The organism is Flagellimonas sp. (genome assembly GCF_965601775.1).
Taxonomy (GTDB): domain Bacteria; phylum Bacteroidota; class Bacteroidia; order Flavobacteriales; family Flavobacteriaceae; genus Flagellimonas.
The window spans coordinates 3135052-3150975 of sequence record NZ_OZ271837.1; the positions used below are offsets into that span (position 1 = coordinate 3135052).

General features: G+C 43.0%; 18 protein-coding genes. 13 read left to right on the plus strand and 5 right to left on the minus strand.

The window, feature by feature from the left end; all coding sequences use genetic code 11:
* Positions 1–32: 32 nt before the first annotated feature.
* The 13 genes from ACSLUF_RS14495 (at position 33) to ACSLUF_RS14555 (ending at position 12541) form a co-directional block, all read left to right on the plus strand.
* Complete coding sequence (locus ACSLUF_RS14495) at positions 33–287, plus strand: hypothetical protein (protein ID WP_431128301.1); 255 nt, start codon at positions 33–35, stop codon at positions 285–287.
* Positions 288–337: 50 nt separating this feature from the next.
* On the plus strand, positions 338–1717 hold the full coding sequence (locus tag ACSLUF_RS14500; protein ID WP_431128298.1) for an MBL fold metallo-hydrolase RNA specificity domain-containing protein: 1380 nt from the start codon (positions 338–340) through the stop codon (positions 1715–1717).
* An 11-nt stretch (positions 1718–1728) separates the two neighbouring features.
* Entirely contained in the window at positions 1729–2046 is a 318-nt protein-coding gene (locus ACSLUF_RS14505; RefSeq protein ID WP_431128295.1) for a hypothetical protein, read from the plus strand.
* 53 nt (positions 2047–2099) lie between these two features.
* Positions 2100–2558 carry a hypothetical protein gene (locus ACSLUF_RS14510; RefSeq protein WP_431128292.1) on the plus strand — a complete coding sequence of 153 codons (459 nt, stop codon included), beginning with the start codon at positions 2100–2102 and terminating at the stop codon, positions 2556–2558.
* 1 nt (position 2559) lies between these two features.
* Complete coding sequence (locus ACSLUF_RS14515) at positions 2560–4068, plus strand: thymidine phosphorylase family protein (RefSeq protein ID WP_431128289.1); 1509 nt, start codon at positions 2560–2562, stop codon at positions 4066–4068.
* Positions 4065–5204 (plus strand): hypothetical protein, encoded by a 1140-nt coding sequence (locus ACSLUF_RS14520; protein WP_431128287.1) that lies wholly within the window; start codon positions 4065–4067, stop codon positions 5202–5204. Before ACSLUF_RS14515 ends, ACSLUF_RS14520 begins: the two co-directional genes overlap by 4 nt.
* On the plus strand, positions 5146–6039 hold the full coding sequence (locus ACSLUF_RS14525; RefSeq protein ID WP_431128284.1) for a ribose-phosphate pyrophosphokinase: 894 nt from the start codon (positions 5146–5148) through the stop codon (positions 6037–6039). Before ACSLUF_RS14520 ends, ACSLUF_RS14525 begins: the two co-directional genes overlap by 59 nt.
* Complete coding sequence (locus tag ACSLUF_RS14530; RefSeq protein WP_431128281.1) at positions 6036–6689, plus strand: hypothetical protein; 654 nt, start codon at positions 6036–6038, stop codon at positions 6687–6689. Before ACSLUF_RS14525 ends, ACSLUF_RS14530 begins: the two co-directional genes overlap by 4 nt.
* Before the next feature lie 294 nt (positions 6690–6983).
* Positions 6984–9086 (plus strand): copper-translocating P-type ATPase, encoded by a 2103-nt coding sequence (locus ACSLUF_RS14535; protein ID WP_431128279.1) that lies wholly within the window; start codon positions 6984–6986, stop codon positions 9084–9086.
* On the plus strand, positions 9086–10294 hold the full coding sequence (locus ACSLUF_RS14540) for an MFS transporter (RefSeq protein ID WP_431128276.1): 1209 nt from the start codon (positions 9086–9088) through the stop codon (positions 10292–10294). The genes ACSLUF_RS14535 and ACSLUF_RS14540 overlap by 1 nt, the downstream gene beginning before the upstream one ends.
* 51 nt (positions 10295–10345) lie before the next feature.
* Positions 10346–11488, plus strand: a complete 1143-nt coding sequence (locus ACSLUF_RS14545; RefSeq protein ID WP_431128272.1) for a phospholipase D-like domain-containing protein — start codon at positions 10346–10348, stop codon at positions 11486–11488.
* 42 nt (positions 11489–11530) lie between these two features.
* Positions 11531–11986, plus strand: coding sequence for a pyridoxamine 5'-phosphate oxidase family protein (locus ACSLUF_RS14550; protein ID WP_431128269.1), 456 nt, complete (start codon positions 11531–11533; stop codon positions 11984–11986).
* Positions 11987–12028: 42 nt separating this feature from the next.
* On the plus strand, positions 12029–12541 hold the full coding sequence (locus ACSLUF_RS14555; RefSeq protein ID WP_431128266.1) for a hypothetical protein: 513 nt from the start codon (positions 12029–12031) through the stop codon (positions 12539–12541).
* Positions 12542–12566: 25 nt separating this feature from the next.
* Here the strand turns inward: ACSLUF_RS14555 and ACSLUF_RS14560 are convergent, their stop codons facing one another.
* From ACSLUF_RS14560 to ACSLUF_RS14580, 5 genes are all read right to left on the minus strand, one after another.
* The gene (locus ACSLUF_RS14560) at positions 12567–13385 is read right to left on the minus strand and encodes a hypothetical protein (RefSeq protein WP_431128264.1); all 819 of its coding nucleotides are present in this window, start codon (positions 13383–13385) and stop codon (positions 12567–12569) included.
* A gap of 335 nt (positions 13386–13720) precedes the next feature.
* A complete protein-coding gene (locus tag ACSLUF_RS14565) occupies positions 13721–14206 on the minus strand; it encodes a heavy-metal-associated domain-containing protein (protein ID WP_431128258.1) in 486 nt (161 codons plus the stop codon).
* Between the two features lie 25 nt (positions 14207–14231).
* Positions 14232–15101, minus strand: a complete 870-nt coding sequence (locus tag ACSLUF_RS14570; protein WP_431128255.1) for a hypothetical protein — start codon at positions 15099–15101, stop codon at positions 14232–14234.
* Between the two features lie 17 nt (positions 15102–15118).
* Positions 15119–15388 carry a thioredoxin family protein gene (locus tag ACSLUF_RS14575; RefSeq protein ID WP_275615871.1) on the minus strand — a complete coding sequence of 90 codons (270 nt, stop codon included), beginning with the start codon at positions 15386–15388 and terminating at the stop codon, positions 15119–15121.
* Positions 15389–15543: 155 nt separating this feature from the next.
* The gene (locus tag ACSLUF_RS14580; protein WP_431128251.1) at positions 15544–15906 is read right to left on the minus strand and encodes a metal-sensitive transcriptional regulator; all 363 of its coding nucleotides are present in this window, start codon (positions 15904–15906) and stop codon (positions 15544–15546) included.
* Between the last annotated feature and the right edge of the window lie 18 nt (positions 15907–15924).

A 15924-nucleotide genomic window follows, 5' to 3' on the forward strand; every position in this document is an offset into this window, starting at 1 on the left:
CAAAAATCCACGAACTCAAAAATTTAGAATAGATGGCAACTGAAGAATTAAAAAAACAAAAGAGCATTGATCTAGAGCCATTTTACCGGGCATTGGAAGATGATTCCGAATTGCTTGAAGAGGCCTTTGAAACACTATTGGAGATGATAAGCACCGGCCCTAGGTCCGCTAAAAAAATGGCAGTATTCATCAAGAAAGACTTTCATGGGTTGTACAAAGAGATTGTCGCACTATCTGAAAAAAGTGAAAGTAAGGGAAACCAAGCCTCATGTTGTGGAGGTCATTAAAACTTTAATAGATTTTTAAGGGTAGAATACTATAGTAGAGAAATATATCAATGAGCGACAACGAAATAAACATTCACTTTTTGGGGGCGGCCGGAACCGTTACCGGATCGAAATATCTACTGGATACCAGAGAACGCAAAATTTTAATCGATTGCGGGCTATTTCAAGGATTGAAGGAACTACGATTAAAGAATTGGGAATATCTTCCGGTAAAAGTTTCAGAAATCGATGCCGTACTGCTCACCCACGGCCACATGGACCATACGGGATACCTGCCCCGATTGGTCGAACAAGGGTTCAAGGGGCCGATTTACGGTACATATCCAACTTTGGATATTGCGGAGATTATCCTCAACGATAGTGCCAAAATTCAAGAGCAAGAAGCCGAGAGGGCCAACCAAGAAGGTTATTCCAAACATCGACCAGCACTACCCTTGTATAATCTCAAAGACGTTGAAAATACCAAAACACATTTCAAGGGGATACCACAATCGCAATGGTTGCCCATTGTAAAAGGGGTTAAGGCAAGGTTTCAGTACAGTGGCCATATTTTGGGGGCAACATCCGTTGAACTTGATGTAAGTGGAAAGCGATTTGTCTTTTCAGGTGATATCGGAAGAGTCAATGACCTACTGCTATACCCGCCTATAAAACCCAAAAAGGCAGATGTACTTGTCCTTGAGTCTACCTATGGTGGCCGTAAGCATCCTGAGGAGGATGAAGTGTTCCCAGAGATAGAAGCCTTGGTCAACAAAACACTGCAAAGGGGCGGTAGCCTGTTTATACCGAGCTTTTCGGTTGAACGGGCACAATTGGTGATGTTGATACTTTTTCGGCTCGTAAAGCAAAACAAGATACCAAGGGTTGGTATGGTAATGGACAGTCCGATGGGTGTTGATGTATTGGAACTGTTCCATAAGACCAGGGACTGGCACAGGCTGGACAAGGAAGAATGCGATGCCATGTGTTCACACTTTACCATTGTGAGCAGTTTTCATGAAACCATGCAACTGCGGGATGATGGCAAGCCAAAAATTGTCATAGCAGGCAGCGGAATGCTTACAGGAGGGCGCATACTGAACTATTTGGAGAAACAGGCGCAGAATCCAAAAAACACACTGTTGTTCGTGGGCTATCAAGCCGAGGGTACCCGGGGAAGAAAACTTTTGGAAGGTGAGAGAGAGCTAAAGGTATATGGTAAAACGGTGCCTTTCAAAATGGAAGTTGCCGAAATCGAAGGGCTTTCTGCCCATGCCGACCATGAAGAACTGTTGGATTGGTTGAATGAATTGGAATCGGAACCCCAACACATCTTTATCACTCACGGTGAGTCCGAGAGTGCCATGGCGCTGAAAAAAGGAATCAGGGAACAATATGGCTGGGATTGTGAAATTCCAGAGTTGTACGCCATTGAGACAATACGTAACTAATGGGTATATAAATGGAACTGCTGAAAGGAATCATTTTGGGCCTTGCCACCGCAGCTTTGACAAAGGCAGCGGATTTTTCGAAAGACTGGGTTTTCTACACCCGATCAGATGTGAGCATAGCATTGATTTTTGCAGCTCTGGTTCTTATCGGTCATCAGAGAATTTTGTGGGCCGTGACTGCGGGTATGACCATGCTTGGGACCTATGACCTATTTTATAAAGGCATTCCTTACATAACTAAGGCTCCTGATCGGTGGCCGCCGTTTTGCCTAGGATTTGATGTCGTGCCTGAATCCCGACTGTTATGGGCATTGCGTCAATCTAAATAGTACAACAATTGAATCGAAATATCATGAAAACAACAGACACAAAAAATACTAAAATGGAGAAGACCCTCGAGGTTACAGCAGAAGATGTGCTTCGCCCCTTGAAGTTGTCAATTTTGTTATCCATCTTGGCAGAGGCCGTAATATTGGTAGTATGGGGTATGGTACTGTATCCCGAGGGAAATCTTCTGCATAAGTTTTTATGGGCCATTGTGTTTTGCGGTTTGGGTATGGGGGCCGCCATAGGAGCGATCATTGCCCTTGTGGTCGTAGGGAGATGGACAGGGATCTTTGCCGTAATCTTCTGTGCAGAGCTTTCAGCTTTGGTGTTGGGACTTTTCTGCAATTACCTCTGCTATTCTCTGGATATGCACTTCAATCATTTTGGTGGCAATGAAACCCCGTTGCTGTTTTTCATCAGCGGTATTGTAATGGCCACAATTGGTGGTGCCATAGTCGGATGGTTCTGCTTTACCGAAAAGGGAAAAAGAATATTAAGCAAATACAAATTGTAAAATGAACGATAAATCGAACATACTCAAATACAAACATCTAGGGATTTACACGCAAAACGAAAATGTGGCCTACATGAGAAAAGACTGCCATGTCTGTATCTCGGAGGGTTTCGAGGCCCTCACCCGCATCCGTGTTTCCACTTTGAATTCTTCAATTGTGGCCAGTCTTCATGTGGTTTCCTCTGAAATACTCCAACCAGGGGAAATCGCCCTTTCGGAAACTGCGGCGGATAAACTGAAGGTTATTGAAAGTGGGACTTTGTACGTATCACACCTTGAACCCATCGAATCATTGGGTCTGGTACGGGCAAAAATCTATAATCAAGAACTGGATTATCAAGCCTACCATAATATTATTACCGACATTATAGAGGGCGACTACTCCAATATTCATCTTTCGGCCTTTATTACGGCCTGTGCTGGGAACCGGATGAACGTCAACGAAATCATCTCCTTGACAAAGGCTATGATAAGCTCAGGAAAACAATTGGATTGGAAGAAGGACATTGTGGTGGACAAACACTGTATCGGAGGTTTACCAGGCAATAGAACAACCCCCATTGTCGTGTCAATCGTTGCCGCACATGGGCTTACCATGCCCAAAACCTCCTCCCGGGCCATCACATCCCCAGCTGGGACAGCTGATACCATGGAAGTGCTCACCAATGTAACCCTGTCCCCCGAAGAGATAAAAAAAGTGGTCGAACAGGAAGGCGGATGTTTTGTTTGGGGAGGAACGGCAGAGCTAAGTCCGGCAGACGATATATTAATCAAGGTCGAGAAGGCCTTGGACATTGATAGTGAAGGGCAACTTATTGCCTCTGTCCTCTCAAAAAAAGCGGCCGCTGGGGCTAGCCATGTGGTCATCGATATTCCGGTGGGTAAGACCGCCAAGGTCCGAAGTGAAAAGGCCGCCCTCCAACTACAGGAATTTATGGAAACCGTGGGTGAAGCTATTGGCTTAAAAGTAAAGGTGGTAATTACGGATGGCTTGCAACCTGTGGGAAGGGGCATCGGCCCCAACCTTGAAGCAGCAGATGTAATCAGTGTATTGCAAAACGAGGAAAAGGCACCCCAAGACCTCAAGGAACGATCCCTAACGTTGGCCGGAGAGATATTGGAACTATCCGGCGAGGCCGCTCAAGGAATGGGCAAAAATGTGGCAAGAAACGTTTTGGAATCTGGAAAGGCACACGAAAAGTTCAAGGCCATTTGTGTGGCACAAGGTAGATTCTCCAGACCTATGATGGCTCCCTATCATTTTGAGATGCATGCGCCCAAATGTGGCATAATCAAGGGCATCGATAATAGAAAGATTGCAAAACTCGCAAAGCTGTCAGGGGCTCCCCAATCAAAAACCGCAGGTATCTTACTAAATGTTCGCTTGAACCAAGAAGTGGAAAAAGGGCAATTGCTCTATATCCTTTACGCTGAATCCCAAGGTGAGCTCAACTATGCCCTGGAATACTATGACAACCAAAATGACATCATTGAAATAGAACAAATATGAAAATAAGGGACAAAATATTGATCATAGGCGGATATGGTACTGTTGGCTCTTTGGTTTCAATACAATTGGCCAGGCGATACCCCTCAAAAATCATTATAGCCGGAAGAAACAGGGCGAAGGCAGAAGCACTTATAGGTGAGCATAGACTCTGTGCGCATGCCATTTATATGGACATCGTTGTAGGAGGCTTTCAGGAGGTCAACTTTGAGGAACTGCACACCGTGATCAATTGCTTGGAAACCGACAATATTACCTTTTTATTGGAGTGTGTCAACCTCGATATCAATTACGTTGAAGTTGGTGCTTCCTATGAGACCCATAAAAGGTTTTTTGAAATTGCAGATTACATCAACCATTCAAACAGTCTGGTTGTTCCCAGTGTGGGTCTGATACCGGGCTTATCAAATGTTTTGGCATATAACGGGGCCACATTGTTCGACAGCGTGGAAGAAATACACAGCTATGTAATGCTTGGCCTCGGGGAATCCCATGGAGTGGATTCCATCCGCTGGATGTTGAACAAGATGAACAGCCCCTTTGAAATCAAAACTGGGGCAGGCAATGTTCGTGTCAAAGGTTTTACCCACCCCAAATCGACCTTTTTGCTGAACGAAAACAAAAAAAGGACATTTTACCTGTTCGATTTTTCAGACCATCATATCATACCGCTTTTCATAGAGACCAAAGCCATAGATACCCGTATCGCATTTGACTCCAGAACAGTGACCAAACTGTTCCACCTATTCCGAAAAATAGGTGCTACGAATTGGTACAATAGAATAGACCCTAAAAGTTTCAAGAAAGTCCTCGACCTCATGGGTGTGGGGTCTGACCGATACACGCTACAAGTAGAAATTGGAGGGGTTGACAAAAAACAAAATCCTTTGAAAATAACGTATTCGGTGTCTGGCCACAATGAGGCACTGGCCACGGCCTCGGTCACTGCGTTCGTATCAGAGATGCTCTATACCAACAAAACCTTGAACGGATTAAGGCACATAGAAGAAATATGTGATTTGGATGAATTAAGAAGTTATTTAGAAAGGCAAAACATAACAATTACAAACAAAACAATCTATGAAAACAATAGTATTCAGTCTTCCCGGAAATCAGGAACTCACCGAGTTGTTGGTTAAAAAAATGAAAGCTGAAATCGGGGAATGTACCATACGAAAATTTCCGGACGGTGAATCTTATACACGCATACTTTCCGATGTAAAAGGTAAATGTGTGGTCTTGGTATGTACCCTCCATCAGCCCGATGAAAAACTGCTGCCCCTTTATTTTTTGAGCCATACGGCCAAGTCGTTGGGAGCGATGTGTACTTGTCTGGTAGCCCCCTATTTAGCATATATGCGGCAGGACAAGGTCTTTAATGAAGGGGAAGGGGTCACTTCTGGTTTCTTTGGGAATTTGATTTCTGGTTTCGCCGATAGCATCACCACCATTGACCCCCATTTACATAGAATACGTTCGTTGGGCGAAGTATACGGCATTCCGAACAGGGTCATCCATGCCGCAGACGAAATCTCAAAATATATCAAGGAAAATATCCATAATCCAGTACTTATCGGACCCGATTCCGAAAGTGAGCAATGGGTTTCGGAGGTGGCAAAAAAGGCGGGGGTGCCCTTTACGGTATTACAAAAGACTCGCTATGGCGACCATGATGTTGAAGTCTCTGTGCCTCAAGTAGATAAATATAAGGACGCAACCCCTGTTTTGGTGGACGACATCATCTCTACGGCCCGTACCATGATTGAGACCACCGAACATTTAAAGAATGTAGGCATGAAACCTGCCATATGTATCGGTATTCACGCCGTATTTTCGGGGAATGCCTATCAAGATCTTTGGGATGCCCATGTCAAGGATATCATTACCTGCAATACCATCCCCCATCAATCGAATAGTATCGATTTAAGCGATGTCATCGCCAAGGAAGTCAAAGAACTGATGCACCCAACATGATAAAACGAAGCTGTATATTACTTTTTATTTTATCCAGTATCTCATTGAGCGGACAGACCGATATGCTCATCGGGCAGATTTCAGGCAGGACCGTAGCCCGCGAAAATTTTGATGAAGATGGTGTTTTTCTTAATAAACAGACTTTTGAAGCAGGAAAAATTATAAAGAGAGATGGGTATTATCAAATCCAGGTCATAACGGAACTGTTCGATGATGAGGGAAAGTCAACGGAAAAGTATACCACGACCTATCGCTGCAAACCTGCTGAGGCAATTGTCATGGTAATGGCATTTCCTTTTGCGAAGCCAAAATCAAAGGAAACCGAAATCAATACGGCATCAGCAAATTTTAAAGAGCTGTACAATTTGGAAAACTTGGAAGATATAGAATTGGAAATGACGTTCGATTCGGGACTTTTGGATTTCTTCGGTTCGAAAAGCAAAATAAGGATTTACGAAAGGAAACTGGATAGAAATAAAGAATCCATTATTTCCAAAATCAATATCAAAGCCTATACGTTGGGCATCCGCATCAAGCAGCTGAACTATAATGTGGTAGAAAAACTAAGTGATAACGGCTTGTTGACCTTTCAAAAATTTACAGAACAAGACAAGAGCTATTTTACAATGACTTACACCGAACCAGAATGAAAAATTACGATACGTTTTTAAAAGCCAAGACGAACTCCAAAAAAGAGAATATAATTTTGATTTCAATCTCAAGCCCTGCAATTTGGAATGTGCCTGTCTCAAGCTGGAAATTGGCCCTGAACACTCCGGAGCGGAGGAAATCCATCGTTTTTAAGGTATGAGCAGTAACGAAGACAATGCCATACTGTCAAAAAACGGTGCCGACGGCACTTTGGCCAACACCCATTGCGCCTATGCAGAACACAATGCGGAACGGATACGAAAAAAATTAAAATAACACTTAAAAATAGATCAATGGAAAACCACGAACATCACAATCACGAAGAAATGGACCACTCTGCAATGGACCATTCAAAAATGAAACACAAAAAAGAAGACCATTCTAAAATGAATCATGGAAGTGGCGACCATTCAGGCCATAACCCCGCTCACGGACAAATGGGGCATGACCATCATAAAATGATGGTGGAAGACTTCAGAAAACGGTTCTGGGTAAGCACGATTGTGACCATCCCTATTCTTTTCTTCTCGCCCATGATTCAGGATTTTTTTGGGTATGACCTATTGCTACCTGGGAACCCATATATCCTATTTGCGTTATCAACATTTGTCTATTTCTGGGGCGGCTGGCCATTCCTAAAGGGGTTTTACAATGAAATAAAATCAAAGGGGCCAGGAATGATGACCCTTATCTCAATGGCCATTAGCGTGGCCTATTTCTATAGTGCCGCCACAGTTTTTGGGCTTCGTGGCGAGGATTTTTTCTGGGAACTGAGCACCTTGATAGTTATCATGCTTTTGGGACATTGGTTGGAAATGAAATCAGTTCTGGGGGCATCCAAGGCACTCCAACTTTTGGTAAGCATGCTGCCTGCGGAGGCCCATAAAGTGGTTGGTGACAAGATTGAGGACGTCAGTCTTGAAGATTTGCTAAAGGATGACTTTATACTGATAAAGCCCGGTGAAAAAGTACCTGCTGATGGAATCATCACCGAAGGATCCAGTTACCTAAACGAATCCATGTTGACAGGTGAATCAAAACCAGTGAAGAAGGAAATACAGGACAAGGTCATCGGAGGTTCCATAAATGGTAATAGTACGCTAAAAGTTAAAGTGGAACATACTGGCAAAGACAGTTACCTGAACAAGGTCATCAAAATGGTCGATGAGGCCCAGCGAACCAAATCGAAGATGCAAAACCTTTCAGATCGGGCAGCCAAATGGTTGACTTATATTGCATTGGCCATCGGTTTTGGTACTTTGGCCGTATGGTTGATTTTGGGCTTCCCTTTTGTTTTTGCCCTTGAGCGAATGGTGACGGTGATGGTCATTGCCTGCCCACACGCCCTCGGGTTGGCCATACCTTTGGTCGTGGCCATTTCAACGGCAGTATCAGCACAGAATGGGCTACTGATAAGAAACAGAACGGCCTTTGAGGAATCCCGCAAAATATCAGCCCTGCTGTTCGATAAGACAGGAACTCTCACCAAAGGAGATTTTGGGGTGACCCGAATTGAGTCAGTGAACAAATCGTATAGCAAGGATGAACTACTAAGGCTATCCAGCGCTCTAGAACAAAGCTCAGAACACCCCATTGCAGTGGGCATCATCAAGAAAGTCAAAGAAATGGGCATCCAGATACCAAAGCCCAAAAACTTCAACGCCATAACTGGTAAAGGGGTTGAGGCCAAAGTTGAAGGTAAAGATGTTAAAGTGGTGAGCCCTGGCTATCTCAGGGACGAAGACACCCCAATTCCAGAGGACGCTTATAGCGATGCAGCTGAAACGGTGGTTTTCGTATTAATCGATGGAGCACTTGCAGGTTATATTGCCCTCGCCGATGAAATAAGGCCGGAGTCTGCCGATGCCATAAAAGTATTTAAAAAGAACAATATCAAAGTCTTAATGGCCACTGGTGATAATCAGAGAACTGCAAAAGCCGTCAGCGAAAAATTAGGCTTGGATGGTTATTACGCTGAAGTACTGCCCCACCAAAAAGTAGAAATCGTTGAGGAGCTGGAAAGCAAAGGAGAGTTTGTTGCCATGACGGGTGACGGAGTCAACGATGCCCCGGCATTGGCAAAAGCCGATGTTGGAATTGCCGTTGGTTCCGGTACCGATGTTGCGGCAGAGACTGCCGATATCATTTTAGTGAACAGTAACCCAAAAGATATTGCCAACCTTATTTTGTTTGGTAAGGCAACCTACAACAAAATGATTCAAAATTTAGTGTGGGCGACAGGTTATAACGTTGTGGCCATTCCACTGGCGGCAGGGGTATTGTATTCCTCGGGATTTGTTCTTGGTCCAGCCGTAGGTGCGGTTTTTATGAGTTTGTCTACGATTATTGTGGCAATCAACGCCCAATTATTAAAAAGAAAAATTGCTAAAAAATAATGAACGCAAAGGAAAGGCTCAACAGGATTTTTTTGGTTCTATCGAGCCTGTTTGTGGTAATGCTAGGGTATGGTATCCTGCTTCCCATTCTTCCATATTATACGGAAAGGCTGGCAATACAGGATAATCTGGATGGCGACCTTATCAACTTCCATGTAGGAATGTTGACCAGCATCTATCCATTTTTTCAACTGGTATTTGTAATCGTTTGGGGAAGGCTCTCCGATAAATACGGTCGTAAGCCTGTTATTTTGGTGGGCCTCATAGGATTTATAGTGATGAACCTCTTAACGGGTCTGGCCACTTCACTTTTAATGCTATATGTGGCCCGTATCTTGGGGGGAATATTTACTTCCTCGGTGATTCCCGTCTGCAACGCCTACCTCAGTGATATTACCACGGAAAAGCGCAGGACCAAGATAATGGCATGGTCTGGGGTGGCTATCAGTTCTGGTCTAATTTTTGGCCCTGTGCTGGGTGGCCTTTTGTCCCAGACAAACGTTCACTTGAAACTTTCTTTAGGTCTGTTTCATTTCGACCGATTCTCAGTCCCATTCCTTTTTACCGCGGTATTAGGTTTGATGATATTTTTCGTTGTTTCAAAATGGTTGAAAAACACAATAATCGAAAAACGGGATAGGGGTAAAACGATAAAATTCAATTTTACCTTTAGTGGCTATTTTGTCATCTTGTTATTGCTATCATTCGTGATGCAATTTGTCGTGACCCTCTTTGAAACCGTCTTTTCGATTTATGGCAAGGACAAACTTGCATTCAATAGCAATCAAGTTGGGATTGGATTTATGCTCTGTGGTTCGGTGATGGCGGTCTTACAGCCTGTTTTTGCCTCTTATGGAGAAAAGATACTAAGCTTGAAACAGCAAATCACGGTAGGACTATTGATAACCGGGCTTTCGCTTATTGTATTTCCTTTTTTGACTAACGAGCTAGCTGTATATGGTCTGATAATAGTGTTCGCCAGTGGTGGGGCAATGGTAACCCCAAATCTGCTTTCATCGGTCTCTTTAATATCCAAGGAGAATACCGGAAGAAACATTTCCATACAAAGCTCCACAAACAGCATTGGGCAGATTTTGGGGCCCATTTTGGGGACTTGGTTGCTAGCTGGCGGGTTTTACTATCCTTTTGTTATTGCAGGATCGGTCGTTTTGGTGGCCATGGGCTTGGTTTATTTTTTAAGGCAATAGATGGGACGTTCATAAATCAACAAAAGAAATACGAGCAAAATAACGTGTGATATGAATCATGAAGAAAAATACATCCAGCTGGTACATTCAGGGGAAGAGTATTTCCAGCAGTTGGAAAAAATAATCAAGGGGGCACAAAAAGAAATCCATCTGCAGACCTATATTTTTGAAAACGATTCCACAGGAAGTCGGGTTGCAACTCAATTGAAAGAAGCTGCCCAAAGAAAGGTAAAAGTATATGTTTTATTGGATGCCTATGGAAGTGCCCGCCTTTCCGATAGTTTTGTTGACGATTTGATTCAACACGGTATCTCGCTTCGTTTCTTCTCCCCTTTGTTTTCTTGGAACAATTTTTATCTCGGCAGGCGCATGCACCACAAGGTGGTCGTTGGTGATGGAAAATCAGCATTGATCGGCGGAATCAATATTGCCGACAAATACCGTGGTTTCCCTGATTCAAATCCCTGGCTTGATTATGCCGTACATCTGGATTGCCCCGCGGCGGCAGACCTGGAAAAACTCTGTAGGGATTATTTCTTTAGACAAGGAAGCTCAAACAAAATAAAAGCCGTTCCCCATTCTACGGGCACTGCACAACTTGGAATCCTTCAAAACGACTGGCTAAAAAGCAAAACGGAAGTCTGTGATGCCTATACCCATGCCATTTCCCACGCCGAAAAAGAGGTGGTGATCATTGGCTCTTATTTCTTGCCTGGAATCAGGATATCAAAAGCCCTAAAAAAAGCAAGTAAAAAGGGCATAAAAATAATTGTGATATTGGCAGGAATCAGTGATGTACCCCTGGTGCATAGGGCAGCTACCTATTTATATACATCCTTTCTACATAATCACATTCAGGTATATGAGTGGAACAGGTCTGTTCTACATGGCAAGGCATCTGTAATTGATAATAAATGGGCGACTATAGGGTCATTTAATCTAAACAGCCTTAGTTGCTATGGGAGTATTGAAATGAACGTAGAAATATTTTCTCCAGTTTTTGCAAAGGACCTTCGTACAGACTTTGAAAAGGTAATAAGGGAGTGCAGGGAAGTAACAATTAGTTCACTGAAGCAAGGGACAAGTATTATCGACAAGCTTGCCAATTGGCTTGCTTATCGTATTACACGAACGACGATCTTCTTTCTGACCTTTTTGCCACAGTTACGTTTTTTTCAAAATTTCAGGTTATAGGATAATGGTAAAAAGATAAGCTTAAGCATCAAACTAAGAGTAATGATAAAAAACCTAGACAAAAAGAATAGTCTGCGCCTACTTGGCTCCAATTATATTGGTCGCCTAGCTTATATTTCACAAGGAGCCCCATCCGTTGTTCCCATAACATACTACTATGATAAAAGTAGTAATAGTGTTATAAGCTATTCTGGAGAGGGCCACAAAATAAATGCAATGAGAAACAACCGTTTCGTTTCTATTCAGGTAGATGAAATAGTCACAACGAACAATTGGAAATCGATTGCGGTACATGGTGCATTTGAAGAACTTCATGGGACAGATGCAAAATACCAACTACATTTGTTTACCGAAGGTGTAAGAAGTTTAGCGAGCCAAATAGAAAACAAGCATTTTAAGTCTATTGATGAGTTTTCGAGCAAAATGCCGATGAGTAAGGTTCCAATAGTCTACAGAATCAAAATTATTGAAATTACAGGGAAGTTGAGGGAACCCTGAAAAAGTGAAACACTCAAAAAACCACTAAATTTCCTTTATGCTATGAGAAAACATATACTTCTTTTTTCTTCCCTGTTTTTGTTGATGTCATCATCATGCGAAAAAAATGGTGAAAATTCTTCTGAAGAAACGATCAACCTCTCCTTTACGCCCGATAATTTGGTGGGAGATTGGAAAAGAACCGCTCAGTTCATAGGGCAAGCGAACGATACTTTAGGGAATTTGGAACCAACAGAAGACTTATTTGCGCAGTTCGACAACTGTCGCAGGGATGACTTGATTCGTTATGTAAAGGGAGATACACAAAGAGAAAATACTTATTCCTGGGGAATTGGTGATCTCGCATGTCATAGCCAGATTTCCAATTCGTTTATCGAAATTGGTACTTGGTCTATCGAGGAGTCTGGAAAACTGAAACACATTAATTCAAATGCAATAGAATACCATATTGTAATTCTATTAACTGCCCAACAATTACGTGTCAGGAGTGAATTGGATAAAGGCGATAATGGCGAGTCTACGTACGAATTTACGGAGTATGAACGCATAAGGTAGTTTTTATAAAAATATCCAATTGATATTACCTACTATAAAGAGCTATAGAATTCTCCTTAAAATTGGCTATGAAAAGCCTTCCCTTGTCAAAGTGAACATCTGTCGGATAGAAAATGTTTTCCTTTAATATTTGCAGCAACTTCCCTTGATGATCAAAAATTAATACCCTACTATTTTCTTGATCCGTGATGGCTAATTCGCTATGGTTTAAAGCAATGCCAGAGGCCACGCTTATTTTATCGTTTTGACCAATAGTTTTTTGGTGTGCTCCATCGAACCCAAAGACCTGAACCCTATTGTTGTACGCATCGGCCACGTATATCTTGTTGTCTTTCATCTTTACATCTATCGGATAGTGCAGTTCTCCATCTTTATGCCCGTGTCTGCCAATGGTAAAACTTTCGTTAGGTATCTGAACGATAATCCGGTGGTTATAAAAATCGGCTATCAGAACAGTGTCCCCATATACGGAAATCCCTGCGGGGGCCTGTGGCCGTTTATTGATTTTCAAAGGCTTATTTTTTTCCAATCCATATTGCCAGATGGTGTCCGTCAAAAATTCAGGGATGAACAGCGTGCCATTATCAAAATGGATGTTCATCGGTCGCTGTATGCCTTTGATGGAATCCAATACCCCGCCTTTATCATCAATTTTATAAAGCCTAAAATAATCCGGGTCAGAAAACCACAGTGTTTCCCCATCCTTGGCCAAAGCCAAGGGGCGGGCTTCTTTGGGAAGTATAATTTTCCGTTCGAACTGCCATTGATTTTTCGTTCTTTCACAACCGGATTTGAGAAGAACCAAAGCAAAAACCGAAAAAATGAATAGCTTTCTAAAGTTCATGCCAGTAGTTTAAAATCATAAGAGCAAGAATCAGCAATGTAAATGTCCAGAGAAACCAAGTGTTGATAATGCGTTTCCTTTTGTCGTTTTGGCAGGTTTCCTCTCCACTGCATTTTCTTGAATTTTGAAAATTCCTTAAATGGGCGAACCCAAGGGCACCGGCCGAAAAGGTGGTCAGAAAGGGTTGGGCAGGATGTACCCATTCAAAAGTTGAACCCAAGAAACCAAATCCCGCGCCGACCGATAGCAGAGCAGGCAAAAACAGCACATCAAGGGAAGAAGGGCGGCAACCAAGCTGCTTCCCAATACCATTTTGGAAATAGTCTTCATAAAATCTATTCGATTTTGGTTAGTACGATGGACCATTGGCCAGAGAGGTTATCATCTCTCTCATCCTGCACCGTTCCGCTTATGGTTGCTGTTCCAACGGTTAATTTTTGTAACAACGCCGTAGGCGTATCCTGCGATACCGAAAATCGTTCATTAGCGGTCTCAATGTACCATTGGCCATCTTCTTTCGTTGCGTTTCCAATTAGGGTCACTTCAGCTTTTTTTGCCGAAAAACCGTTCTTTTTTACCTCTTCCTGAATGCTACGTAATTTAAGTCCGTTCTCGGCAGCCAATCCCATATATGCCTTTCCGTCATTGAGGCTGACACGCACTTCCTGAAGCCCATCCATCTTTTTCAGTCCCCGCTCTAGGCCATAGGCGCAAGGGGCGCAATCCATTCCATAAACTTCTTGGTCAACTTTGGTAATTTGCCCCGATGCTGTACCAATTCCGAATAGACCTATTATTATAATTCTAAATATATTTCTCATTTTATACATTTTTAAAATTCTTGCTTTATAACCAATAGCTTAAGTTTATGGCCAATCGATACCTTTCTTTCACTGCCCCAAGTGTCAAGTCCTGTACGACCGGAAACATCGCACCGAACGATATTCCCCAAGCACCGTAAAGTCCCAGAAAAGAGGGCCCGACCAGTATTTTTGTACTGCGCGAATCTGTAAAGTCCATTTGCCCCTCAAATTTATTGTCGCCAGGGAATTCGGCCAACGATTCTATAAAGATGCGCCAATCGGGCTTTGGGTAATCGCCCATAAATATATTGGGGCGATACCCCACTACCGCACTGGCGTAGGGCAGGTCGCCCAATTGTTCGCCATCTTTCTCAAAATAATATTGATAACCACCCCCAATCCATCCATACCAAGTACGCGAGGCATAGCCCGTTGAAATGGCAGCGTGTACCGAGTTGCCCACGTTGACCTGTCCCCTGACATCATCGGTTGGTGCAGAAACGCCCACGATGGCGGTGGACTCAAAACGCTTCCCCACACCAAAAGCATTCGAGAAAAACCGGTACCAAAGGGAAGCCTCTATATCTCCGTTGGCGGGCATATTGCTATTGCCCCTTGTCCTTGGTGCATCACCCAACCGTTCTATCGTCGTGGGGGTGGTCAGGTTGATCTGCAGGTCTTCCGTAATGCCATAGGAAAACAGATAGCGGAGCATATAGGACGTTTCATCTTCCGTGCTCAAACTCATACTTGCCACGTTCAGATCTACACCACCTTTGGCCAAAGTCGGTGTCTGCAAACCATATAAAGGGCCGTGACCCTGGGCCATCGCCGTTCCTGTTACGGCCAATAGCAATATCAATAGTAGATAGCTAATGTTCAGCGATATTTTCGGGAATATTTTGCGAATCATACTTAACTGTTTTTTAATTATGATTGTCCAATTCCTGCTTCCATCAATCTTTCCTTAGTAATGGCCGAGTCCTTACAGCAGTCCAGCAATTTGCCGTTCACTATCACAGCGGGAACTTTCTTTATGCCGTATTCATCCAACTTATCAAGACAAATCTTGTCTTCACACTGCTGGACCAAATCATAGGTCGTTACCTCACATTTATCACAAGCCAATTCCCTGATCATTTTGACCACCGGGTCGCAAACTGGACAATTGGCCGTAAAAACTTCTACTTGACGTTTCATTCTTTCAATTTTAATTATTCATAAATCGTTTCATTGTTAGTAAATCATAACAACAGTTTAAAGGTAGAATGGTGGGTGGGGTGGTCTCCAAGTAAAATTTCAAAAAAAATGACCCACGTTTCGTGGGCCATAAATGCTATGCTAATTGGAAGGATTCAACCATTTTTGTATGCTTCAAGCTTGGCCTTGAGCACATCGATTTCCTTCATCTTTTCAGTTAGGTTGTCCAATTCCAAATCTGGAAACTGTTTTCTTATAAATTCGATACGGTCTTCATTGCCACAATTTCCAGGGCAGGCCTTGACAGTTTCGGATATTTTTATGGCCAAAGCTTTTCGATAAACTTCGTCCAGTAACAGAAAATGGGCTTTATCCAATCCTTTCTGTGCTGCCTTGAACTGTATTAAAATCTTCTCTGGGTCTGTATCTTCATCGAGCATTTTAATGAGGCCACAAATTTGCCCATTGATACTTTGCAACCTCGTTTTTACGTCCTTGCTTAAATCTCGTGGTATCATAATCTACAATTTCATGCA

Bases quoted from the DNA above. Each gene is read 5' to 3' on its own strand.
- ACSLUF_RS14495 (WP_431128301.1), top strand. From the start codon at position 33: ATGGCAACTGAAGAATTAAAAAAACAAAAGAGCATTGATCTAGAGCCA.
- ACSLUF_RS14500 (WP_431128298.1), top strand. From the start codon at position 338: ATGAGCGACAACGAAATAAACATTCACTTTTTGGGGGCGGCCGGAACC.
- ACSLUF_RS14505 (WP_431128295.1), top strand. From the start codon at position 1,729: ATGGAACTGCTGAAAGGAATCATTTTGGGCCTTGCCACCGCAGCTTTG.
- ACSLUF_RS14510 (WP_431128292.1), top strand. From the start codon at position 2,100: ATGGAGAAGACCCTCGAGGTTACAGCAGAAGATGTGCTTCGCCCCTTG.
- ACSLUF_RS14515 (WP_431128289.1), top strand. From the start codon at position 2,560: ATGAACGATAAATCGAACATACTCAAATACAAACATCTAGGGATTTAC.
- ACSLUF_RS14520 (WP_431128287.1), top strand. From the start codon at position 4,065: ATGAAAATAAGGGACAAAATATTGATCATAGGCGGATATGGTACTGTT.
- ACSLUF_RS14525 (WP_431128284.1), top strand. From the start codon at position 5,146: ATGAAAACAATAGTATTCAGTCTTCCCGGAAATCAGGAACTCACCGAG.
- ACSLUF_RS14530 (WP_431128281.1), top strand. From the start codon at position 6,036: ATGATAAAACGAAGCTGTATATTACTTTTTATTTTATCCAGTATCTCA.
- ACSLUF_RS14535 (WP_431128279.1), top strand. From the start codon at position 6,984: ATGGAAAACCACGAACATCACAATCACGAAGAAATGGACCACTCTGCA.
- ACSLUF_RS14540 (WP_431128276.1), top strand. From the start codon at position 9,086: ATGAACGCAAAGGAAAGGCTCAACAGGATTTTTTTGGTTCTATCGAGC.
- ACSLUF_RS14545 (WP_431128272.1), top strand. From the start codon at position 10,346: ATGAATCATGAAGAAAAATACATCCAGCTGGTACATTCAGGGGAAGAG.
- ACSLUF_RS14550 (WP_431128269.1), top strand. From the start codon at position 11,531: ATGATAAAAAACCTAGACAAAAAGAATAGTCTGCGCCTACTTGGCTCC.
- ACSLUF_RS14555 (WP_431128266.1), top strand. From the start codon at position 12,029: ATGAGAAAACATATACTTCTTTTTTCTTCCCTGTTTTTGTTGATGTCA.
- ACSLUF_RS14560 (WP_431128264.1), bottom strand. From the start codon at position 13,385: ATGAACTTTAGAAAGCTATTCATTTTTTCGGTTTTTGCTTTGGTTCTT.
- ACSLUF_RS14565 (WP_431128258.1), bottom strand. From the start codon at position 14,206: ATGAGAAATATATTTAGAATTATAATAATAGGTCTATTCGGAATTGGT.
- ACSLUF_RS14570 (WP_431128255.1), bottom strand. From the start codon at position 15,101: ATGATTCGCAAAATATTCCCGAAAATATCGCTGAACATTAGCTATCTA.
- ACSLUF_RS14575 (WP_275615871.1), bottom strand. From the start codon at position 15,388: ATGAAACGTCAAGTAGAAGTTTTTACGGCCAATTGTCCAGTTTGCGAC.
- ACSLUF_RS14580 (WP_431128251.1), bottom strand. From the start codon at position 15,906: ATGATACCACGAGATTTAAGCAAGGACGTAAAAACGAGGTTGCAAAGT.